This window comes from Paenibacillus sp. KS1 (assembly GCF_001680695.1).
Taxonomy (GTDB): Bacteria; Bacillota; Bacilli; order Paenibacillales; family Paenibacillaceae; genus Paenibacillus_B; species Paenibacillus_B suaedae.
Genome location: NZ_MAIS01000046.1, coordinates 39,016 through 47,415, shown reverse-complemented (window position 1 = coordinate 47,415; position 8,400 = coordinate 39,016). Strand labels below are relative to the sequence as shown.

The 8,400-nt window shown below is 44.8% G+C and carries 7 protein-coding genes and 1 pseudogene; 5 read left to right on the top strand and 3 right to left on the bottom strand.

Annotated features, from left to right (window positions below):
- Both BBG47_RS16345 and BBG47_RS16340 read left to right on the top strand, forming a co-directional pair.
- Nucleotides 1-457, top strand: a pseudogene (locus BBG47_RS16345) (sugar ABC transporter substrate-binding protein); the annotation flags it as partial.
- Nucleotides 458-638: 181 nt separating this feature from the next.
- Nucleotides 639-1,817: an acyltransferase gene (locus BBG47_RS16340; RefSeq protein WP_065292570.1), complete on the top strand. Its 1,179-nt coding sequence runs from the start codon at nucleotides 639-641 to the stop codon at nucleotides 1,815-1,817.
- 54 nt (nucleotides 1,818-1,871) lie between these two features.
- Here BBG47_RS16340 and BBG47_RS16335 read toward each other — a convergent pair whose 3' ends face one another.
- The gene (locus BBG47_RS16335) at nucleotides 1,872-3,029 is read right to left on the bottom strand and encodes an MFS transporter (RefSeq protein WP_065292569.1); all 1,158 of its coding nucleotides are present in this window, start codon (nucleotides 3,027-3,029) and stop codon (nucleotides 1,872-1,874) included.
- A gap of 138 nt (nucleotides 3,030-3,167) precedes the next feature.
- On the opposite strand from BBG47_RS16335, the gene BBG47_RS16330 reads away from it, so the two are divergent.
- Nucleotides 3,168-4,025, top strand: a complete 858-nt coding sequence (locus tag BBG47_RS16330) for a LysR family transcriptional regulator (protein ID WP_065292568.1) — start codon at nucleotides 3,168-3,170, stop codon at nucleotides 4,023-4,025.
- Nucleotides 4,026-4,231: 206 nt separating this feature from the next.
- Here the strand turns inward: BBG47_RS16330 and BBG47_RS16325 are convergent, their stop codons facing one another.
- Together BBG47_RS16325 and BBG47_RS16320 are read right to left on the bottom strand one after the other, a co-directional pair.
- Nucleotides 4,232-5,119, bottom strand: a complete 888-nt coding sequence (locus BBG47_RS16325; RefSeq protein ID WP_065292567.1) for a fructose bisphosphate aldolase — start codon at nucleotides 5,117-5,119, stop codon at nucleotides 4,232-4,234.
- A gap of 502 nt (nucleotides 5,120-5,621) precedes the next feature.
- The gene (locus tag BBG47_RS16320; RefSeq protein WP_065292566.1) at nucleotides 5,622-6,131 is read right to left on the bottom strand and encodes a C40 family peptidase; all 510 of its coding nucleotides are present in this window, start codon (nucleotides 6,129-6,131) and stop codon (nucleotides 5,622-5,624) included.
- 266 nt (nucleotides 6,132-6,397) lie between these two features.
- On the opposite strand from BBG47_RS16320, the gene BBG47_RS16315 reads away from it, so the two are divergent.
- Nucleotides 6,398-7,390 carry an ABC transporter substrate-binding protein gene (locus BBG47_RS16315; protein ID WP_065292565.1) on the top strand — a complete coding sequence of 331 codons (993 nt, stop codon included), beginning with the start codon at nucleotides 6,398-6,400 and terminating at the stop codon, nucleotides 7,388-7,390.
- Between the two features lie 14 nt (nucleotides 7,391-7,404).
- On the top strand, nucleotides 7,405-8,400 hold the full coding sequence (locus tag BBG47_RS16310; RefSeq protein WP_065292564.1) for a FecCD family ABC transporter permease: 996 nt from the start codon (nucleotides 7,405-7,407) through the stop codon (nucleotides 8,398-8,400).

Below are 8,400 nucleotides of genomic sequence, written 5' to 3'. Positions count from 1 at the left end.
ACCGGAGATCGACTGGGGCATCGCGGCCGCACCTGTTAATCCTGCTATGCCCGATGAATCGGCTTACGTGAAATTGTCGGAGATCTATGCCATATCTGTGGATTCTCCGAACAAGCGGGCAGCTTGGGAATTCGTCAAGTTCGTGAACGGGCCGGAAATGGCACAGGTCGCTGGGAAGGCAATGAACGATACGCTCCCCACGCGGTCAGACTATTTCAAGGATTTTAGAGGTCGGGAAACGGATGCGTTCTACCTGTTAAAGCCAATGCAAGTCAGTGGTGTGTCTGATAAAAAGAGTATTCCGGCGGGTTTCCATTCCGAATTTGATGCTTTACTGTCGGATGCATTGAATTCTGTGATTGAAAAAGAGAAAACACTGGATGAGGCGGTTGCTGAACTTCAAATCAAGGGACAAGACATATTGGATAGGCTGAGTGAAACCAAGCAGCAAAAGTAAATATTCAGAAGAAGATCGAGAGCAGGGACGAAATGTTCCCGCACTCGGTCTTTTTTTTGTGCTACAATTTTTATATAAAAAAATTTTTTGTCAATGTCACATTTTTGGCTTTTCGATTGTTAGATATGGTGAAGAGCACTTTTCGTATGATAAGAAAACTCAAATGAGGAGTTGTAAATACGTGACAAAGAGAGAACGAATACAAGAGCTCGATGCTTATCGGGCACTTGCTATCATGGCGGTGCTGGCGATCCATGCGACATCGGAAGCGCTGGCAGCGACAATCGGCAGTCGGGCATACCCGCTTTACTTATTGATAAATACCTTTAGTAAATTTGCCGTACCTGTTTTTATTTTTTTAAGTGGGTTCGTATTGTTTTATAATTATGCGGACAAGCCGTTAAGCGGAGGAACGATACGACAGTTTTACCGGAAACGATTACTGTACATATTAGTACCATACCTTGTTTTTTCCGCCTTCTATTATTTATTGAAGCTCTATCGCAGCGACATGTTATTCGATCTATCGTGGGCGGTGGGATATGACTTTATAAAAGCTCTGTTCGGCGGCAGGGCGTATACGCACCTCTATTACATAATTATTATGGTTCAGTTTTATATATTGTTTCCGTTATTGCTGGCTGTATTCCAAAAGATGCGTCGGACTGTGCCGCTCATGTTCCTGGCAGCTGCACTGCTGCAATGGGGATTTATCATTGTTAATAAGTATGGTTGGCAAATCCCAAGAGGGAATCTGGCAATCTCCTATCTGTCATACTTCATATTCGGGGCATGGATCGCTATGCATTACGAATCGATCCGGAATTGGCTTGTTCACTTGTCGAAGGGATATAAGCAAATTGTAGGCTGGGTCATCTTATGGAGTGCGTGGATTGGGCTCGGAATCTATCATGCATACATGTTTTATCGTGCGAATGTTGGCAAGATATTCGTCAACACCTTGTGGTATGAGCTCGTTTGGTATATTCATTCCTTATTGTCGTGCATCATTTTGATCCAAATCTCATTTGTTCTATTTTACCGTTGTGGAAGAAAAGTATCTTCATGGGTTACTTCCATCGGAGCATGCTCATTCGGCATATATTTGCTGCATCCGTTCCTGCTCTTTATTTATCGGAAAATAGGGATTAAGGGAAATATGCTCGAGTATGCACTGTATATTGCAGGCGGCTGGATATTTGCCTTCATTGGTTCTTGGTTCATCGTATATATGATTTCGCGTGTTACTTCATGGTCATGGATTGCATTCGGCATTGTTCCGGTTCAGGACAAGGACAGCAAAAGCCGTATTGTGGACAAACCGCATCACGAAGCGAATGTACGCAATTTATCGGAATGATAGAAAGAAGGATGGGCTTCATTATGAAGTCCATCCTTTTTTGTAGTAAGCGCCTTATGTTGATGTACGGATTCTACTGGTACGTGCCTTGTGCATGAAGAAGCATTGAAGCAAGAATCCAGCGACGAGAACCATTCCTGCGAGATAGGGGAGATTGGCAGGATCTGCATTCCGCTCAAGAAAGGCACCGAAGGTCATTGTACCGAAAGATCCCGCCAAATAGTTCATCGAGCTAAGGAGTGCGATTGAGATTGTCGCATGGCTTGGGCTGATCTCGACAAGTGTTTTTTGCTGGGCAGCTATGGATGCCCAACCCGCCGCACCCCACAGTATGAGCAAGAATGCGAGACTTGCTGCGTTTTGATGAACACTACCCATGAGCATCATGGACAACATGAGCACAATGATGAGAATAAGCATAATCGTTCGCGGACGCTTATATCGATCCATAATTGAGCCAATCAAGAAGCTTCCGGCGATTCCGCCCAGCCCCCACATCCAAATGAACCAAATCGATTGCTCATATTCGAATGCGGCGATGATTCGATCCAAATACGTATATAATCCTAGGCTGCAAAAGCTTAAAATCGCCGTAACAAGCATTACGAGCGTGATTTGCTTATTTTTGAACAGCGACAATCTATCGCTCAACGTCGGCAAACTATTGCTCTGAATTGTAGGAAACTGACTCGCTAGTGCCATTATGCCCAAGAGACCGACAATTACAATAAACCACATTGTCAATCGCCAATTATACAAGGAAGAAATATAAATCCCTAATGGCACGCCGATAACGGTTCCAGCACTCATACCGAACAAGATTAAACTTAAGGCTCGGCCCCGCTGCCCTTCAGGAGCAAGATGAACGGCCGCAGAGGATGCCAATGGCGAATATAATCCTGCTCCGATTCCCGCTATTCCCCTGGATATAAGAAATACGGCAAATTGATGCGTAATCGCAGACATGATATTGGCCAATGTAAAGAGCGATAATGCAGCAAGTAAAATATGTTTCGTATTTGCTCGACTTAAGATAGCTGCAAAGAATGGAGCTGCGATGGCATAGCAGAGGGTGAACGTACTGACCGATTGTCCTGCTGCACCAATAGAAATGTTGAAGTCTCCTGCGATAAGGGGGAGGATTCCGGCCATCACATAGGCATCAGCACCTAAGGCGAACATGCCGAATAGTAGAAGAGTAATGTTTCTCAAGATGATCACCAACCTTATGATAATATGCATGAAACACATGGATCGCTGTAAGAGCAAGCATCTGTTCTGAATGTATTGTATCGAGTATACTTATATTAGTGAAATTAATGTTTGGCATGAAAGGTATGAGGATAACTCATGACATTGGCGCGCTATGAAGTGTTCATGAAGGTAGTGGAGCAGGGGAATTTCACGAAGGCTGCTGAGCAGTTGAATATGACTCAGTCTGCGGTCAGCCATGCGATTGCGAGTTTGGAGAAGGAGCTTGGTCATGCGCTGCTGAATCGAGGCAAGCAAGCTAAGATTAGTACGACGGTGTTAGCAGATCGTCTTATTCCGCATATGATGCAAATTCTGCGCAGCGAAGCAATTATTCGCGAGGAAGTATCGCTAGAGAACAACCAGCTTGAAGGTTTGCTTAGAATCGGTGCTTTTACAAGTGCAGCGTCACAATTGCTGCCACCGATGATTGCACAAATCAAAAAACATCATCCGTGTGTGAAAGTGATTTTATTTGAGGGAACGTATGAAGAAGTTCAAGAATGGATTCGAAAGGGAACTGTGGATATTGGATTTATGATGAATGCGGGACAGAACCAAGATCTGCATCAAGTATTCATTCATGAAGATGAGCTTGTCATCGGTATGTCGCCAAAGCACCCACTTGCACAGCTGGACACAATCGATATCTCGCAGCTTGAGGGTGTCGATTTCATCATGCCTATGGCGTCCTATCATTCACAGGTGATGGAGTGTCTGTCCAATCATGGGGTGACGCCAAATGTGCTGATGGAAGTCCTGCATTGTAACACGATTATGAACATGGTATCCCAAGAGATCGGTGTTACCATTGGGCCAAAACTGTTGTTTCAGTCCAATGAGCAAATGGCGATCAGACCAGTGAAGCAGGCGACAAGTCGTCCGATCAGTCTGGCCTTTCGAACGGGAAGTCCTACGATTGAAGCCTTTCTAACAAGTAATCAGCTGCGTTCATGAGAAGGTACCACTCAATCTACTAAGTGAATGGAATACGAACAATCCTTGAGTCTATATATCGGATCTCATCTTGTACCGGCGGGATAGTTAAGGGTTAAGTAAACAGAAAAACTCCCGTGAATGGCTGCATTCACGGGAGTTCCTTCCATATTTACACACATGACAGTCCACTGCTTATTGAGATGTCCGTCATGCAAGCATACGTGTTAGCTTATGGATGCTTCGTAGATGGAATGAATGGAGCGGGACAGTGTCTCATCGAATTCCTCAGCTGTCTGCTGCGCAGTTAATCCTACCGACAAGGCGCGTGAGAAGCTGGCAATGAGTCCATGATTGCGAGCCAGTCTTTCATTCGCTTCATCTTGATCGTATCCGCCTGACAAGGCTACAACGCGGAGGACATGCGGATCTTCAATCAATTCACGATAGAAATTATCGACAGTAGGGATGGACAGCTTCAGCATGACTCTTACGTCTTCGCCAAGCGCATTCAATTGCTTCAGAAGCTCTTCCTTCAATAGTTGTTCCGATTGCTGCTTGTCCTTGCTATAGATGTCGACTTCAGGTTCAATAATTGGGACAAGACCCATCGACCAAATCTGCATGCCGACTTCGAATTGCTGTTCGACTACTTTACGTATTCCTTCTGCGTTCGCTTCCTTAATGACTGAGCGCATCTTCGTGCCGAAAATATGTTTCTCGACTGCACGCTTCAGTAGGTCGTTCAGATCAGGCATAGGCTTCATCAGTTGAACACCCTGTTCAAGATCAGCCAATCCTTTGTCCACCTTCAAAAAAGGTACGATGCCTTTCCTTTCCCACAAATAATCTGCGGTAAACTGTCCATCGATCGTCCGATCCATCGTATTCTCAAATAAGATGGCCCCCAATATGTACTTCGAATCAAATGCTGAGCTCGTAATTATGCGTGTGCGCATCTCGTGAACTTGCTCGAACATCTCCTCGTCATTGGAGTAACGATCTTCTGTAACCCCATATTGCAGCAGAGCCTTTGGCGTGCTTCCGCCGCTCTGATCCAATGCTGCAATAAAACCCTCTCCCGTATGAATTCGTTCCACTTGTTCCTTGTTCATTGATGTTTCTCCTTCCTATGTGTGGGATGGATGACCTCGACACTTCGTATACGCAACGTATCTAAGAATGAGGTCATAATAGAAACAGAACTTGACGCGTTCACATGAGCCTAGGCGTTCGAACCATATTGAACAAATCCAGAAGCATTCGTTCATCGTTATTCTTGCCCATACGTCAGGTAGAGTTTCTTATATTGTACAATAAATAATCGTTCTATGCACCGACATATCACCACTAGTTCATAAGCGCTGCTGCTGCAGTGTGAGCCGGTTGGATATGAACATATATTGAACCGATAATGAGGAATGGGAACTGCCGTAAGTAGGTTAGGAGGAGAAGTTGGAGGGGACAATATATTCTTCGTTATCCATCTTCATTCCTCGGAAGGATAAAAAGAAGAGGAGCTCATATCCGAATGATATGGGCTCCTATATTTTTTCTGTTGCAATAATTTCTTTTACTTAACAACTGAATGTAAGGAAGTGCTCGTCCAATTCACAATTATTTAATCACACGACGTGCTGTTTTGAAGGTCTTGTCCCACGCGCTGCCTTTAAAGTTGGAAATCGTCACTCCTACACCTTTCTTATATGTGTGGATGACTTTGTTATTGCCCATATATACAGATACGTGATTGATGATGCCATCACGATTCGTGTCAGAGAAGATAAGGTCTCCCGCCTTCAATTGACTCTTCGAGACTTTAGTACCCACTCGCGATTGCTCTCTGGAAGAGCGAGGGAGGTTAATGCCATTCTTTTTGAAAATATATTGTGTAAAGGAAGAGCAATCAAATGCACTCGTTCTTCCTGTTGCTGCACCGAATACATATGGAGTCCCCATAAATTTCTTGCCTGTTTGGATCACCTTATTTGCTACGGAAGTAGAGGAGGCTGCTTCCACCTTCATGACTGCAGCGTCACTAACAATACTACCCGACAAGGCGAGCGTTGCGCATATTCCGATGCTGAGTAGAGTTTTTCCCATACGTGTTGCCATGATGTTGTTCATGTTGTAATCCTCCTTATGGATAAACAAATGTGATAACCGCCTAGTTGACTTGCAATCAGCATAGCATATCTTTTTTCGTCCATAATCTTCCTTCGATCCGTGAATCCCGCACCACTACAGCAAATATCGAGCTTTATGATAATCAAATGAGAATCAGATTAAAAATATCATTGATAATGAGAATCAATATCTATATAATGAGAATCGTTATCATATAATTGATAATCATTCTCATACACAAGGTAATAAGGAGGCTTACATAATCAATGAAAGTAATTAAATATGGGGTCATCGCACTCATGATCGTCGTGCTTGCCGCTTGCGGCAATGCGAAGGAGAATTCAACGGTCACTGGTTCGGTGCCTGCAACTAAGTCCACAACAAATTCGGGTCAAGACTCGCCAAATCATGTTGATAAGAAACCGGAAGAAGACCCAGAAGTAGAGAAGCTCTTGAAGCAATTCGGGACGAAGCAGCCAGAGAAGATTGTGACATTATCAGTCTCCATTACGGAGATTTTGAACGAAATCGGGGTAACGCCAGCTGGTGTCCCTAAGTCAAGCAATAAACTGCCAGAAGCATTTGATAACGTCCCCCGTGTAGGTTCTTCACACCAGCCTGATCTCGAGCAAATCGCTAAACTGCAGCCAGATGTAATCGTAAGCCCAATGTCTATTAAAGACAGCATTGAGAAGAAGTTGAAGCCAGCGTCATTGCCTACGGCTTATTTGCCGGCAGATTCGTTAGAACAGTTGAAATTATCAACGACTGTACTAGGACGTGTGTTCGGCCGAGAAGACAAGGCAAATGCTTATCTGGAGAAGATTCAGCATGAGGAGCAGGCAGTACTCAATTCCGTGAAGGGCAAGCCTGCACCAAAGGTTATGATTCTGTTCGGTTCAGCAGAAGCCTTGATGCTAATGAATGACAATACATTCGCCGGAAGTATTGCTCGCAATTTGGGGGCTACAAATGTGTTGTCTGACGTAATGAAGAAGTCAGAGGACTATGTACCGCTCAATATGGAGAGTGTGATAGCTGCAAATCCTGATGCCATCTTGCTGGTCGCGCACGGCGATCCGAATGCGGTTGCCAAGAAATTTGAGGATGACGTGAAGAAGAATGGCGCTTGGGAGAAAATGAATGCCTTTAAAAATGGAAAATTGAAGGCTCTTGATTCCAAATTGTACGGTATTGCGTCCATAGTCAAGGCGCCTGCAGCCTATAAAGATATGGCACAAATCCTATTTGGTGAATAAGGGGTTCTTACGGAGTGAAGAAGAGTGCGTCACGACATAAATATATCCTACTACTTCTAGCTGTTGTTCTGCTTGCCATTCTGACGCTGCTCTCCATTGGGATTGGGAGCGTGCAGTTCAGTATGAAGGAAACGCTAGATGCTGTACTCGGATACGGGAATGATGTCGCCAATACGATATTGTGGGATATTCGAATTCCGAGGGTGCTGATGGCCTTGTTTATTGGTGCTAATCTGGCCGCTTCAGGCGCACTAATGCAGGCAGTGGTGCTCAATCCGCTTGCAGATCCAGGACTCACTGGAGTGTCGAGCGGTGCGGCAGTAACGGTACTGTTCATTATGCTTGTTATTCCTGGGTACTATTCGATGGTTCCGCTCGCGGCAATTGTTGGGGGCAGTATAGCAGCGCTTATGGTATATGGACTCGCATGGAAGAAGCACTTTGGTTTAACGCCTGTGCGCATCATTTTGTCAGGGGTAGCTGTGAATGCAGTATTTGGAGGAATGATTGGACTGCTTTCCATCTTGTATAGCGACAGGCTTCCTGCTGCTCTGCAATGGCTGAACGGGAGTTTATCCAGTACTAGTATGGCAGATGTTCTCGTCATCCTTCCGTATTCATTGATAGGATGGGCAGCAGCACTGCTATGTATACGGCATGCGAATATTTTGCGATTAGGCGAGCAGGTAGCACACAATTTAGGCCTTAATCTGACTCATATTCGAATCCTACTTTCTTTTATTGCGGTCTATCTAGCAGCGATATCCGTGTCCACGGTCGGACTTGTTGGGTTTGTAGGCCTGCTTGTGCCGCACATTGCAAGAATACTAATCGGCTCTGACTATCGTTATCGTCTTCCTCTTAGTTTTGTTCTTGGTTCAATGGTGCTCCTCATCGCTGATACCATTGGTCGGACAATCTTTAGTCCTGTAGAGATTCCCGCAGGAATTGTCATGGCCATGGTAGGAGGGCCATACTTCTTATACTTGATGCGGAAAGGGGATGCCTGA